Raw genomic sequence first — 1105 nt, 5'->3', positions numbered from 1 at the left:
CTAGTGACCTGAGTCGGAGATTCGTCGGCAGTAGGCGGCGACTTTGTCGAGGATCTCGTCGGCGGTCTTGGTCCAGATGAAGGGTCTGGGGTGCTCGTTCCAGTCGGCGAGCCAGGACCGGATGTCGCGTTCGAGGGCCTGGACGGAGCGGTGGACGCCCCGCTTGAGCTTCTTCTGTGTGAGTTCGGCGAACCACCGCTCCACCAGGTTCAGCCAGGACGCACTGGTCGGGGTGAAGTGCAGGTGGAACCGCGGGTGTGCCAGCAGCCACTTCTTGATGTCGGGTGTCTTGTGGGTCGCGTAGTTGTCGAGGATCAGGTGGACCTGGAGGCCAGCCGGCACTTCCCTGTCGAGTTTGGCGAGGAACTTCTTGAACTCGGCGGCCCGGTGGCGGCGGTGCAGCGAGCCGATGACCCTGCCGGTGGCCACTTCCAGGGCGGCGAACAGGGTGGTGGTGCCGGCGCGGACGTAGTCGTGACTGCGGCGTTCGGGCACCCCGGGCACCATCGGCAGCACCGGCTGAGAGCGGTCCAGGGCCTGGATCTGCGACTTCTCGTCCACGCAGAGGACCAGGGCCTTCTCCGGCGGATCCAGATACAGGCCCACGACGTCGCGGACCTTGTCGATGAACAGCGGGTCGGTGGACAGTTTGAAGGTCTGCGAGCGGTGCGGGGCCAGGGCGAAGGCCCGCCAGATCCGCGAGATCGTCGACTGGGACATGCCGGTGGCGGCCGCCATCGACCTGGTCGACCAGTGGGTGGCGTTCTTCGGGGTTTCCTCGAGCGTCTTGACGATGACCCGCTCGACGTCCGCGTCGGTGATCTTGCGCGGGACGCCCGGGCGCGGGTCGTCACACAGGCCGTCCAGGCCCCGTTCGAGGAAGCGGCGCCGCCAGGTGCGGACCGTGTCGGGACTGACCCGCAGCCGGCGGGACACCTCCATGATCGAGTGCCCCTCGGCGCACTCCAGCACGATCCTTGAGCGCTGGGCCAGGGCCTGGGCCGTCGTGCGACGACGGACCCAGCCCTCCAGCGCGGCCCGCTGGGCATCGGTCACCGACAACGGCGGAATCTTCGGACCCGGACGACTCATGCCCAACCAACGA

At 67.8% G+C, this 1105-nt stretch carries 1 protein-coding gene; it reads right to left on the bottom strand.

All coding sequences use genetic code 11. The features are described from left to right. Nucleotides 1–1092 carry an IS630 family transposase gene (locus ACIRPP_RS31935; protein WP_403650256.1) on the bottom strand — a complete coding sequence of 364 codons (1092 nt, stop codon included), beginning with the start codon at nucleotides 1090–1092 and terminating at the stop codon, nucleotides 1–3. Between the last annotated feature and the right edge of the window lie 13 nt (nucleotides 1093–1105).

The sequence above is a fragment of the Streptomyces sp. NPDC101219 genome (assembly GCF_044767675.1).
Lineage (GTDB): Bacteria > Actinomycetota > Actinomycetes > Streptomycetales > Streptomycetaceae > Streptomyces.
Note: the sequence above shows the minus strand (reverse complement) of the source record. Positions and strands in the feature narration are given on the sequence as shown.

Bases quoted from the DNA above. Each gene is read 5' to 3' on its own strand.
- ACIRPP_RS31935 (WP_403650256.1), bottom strand. From the start codon at position 1,092: ATGAGTCGTCCGGGTCCGAAGATTCCGCCGTTGTCGGTGACCGATGCC.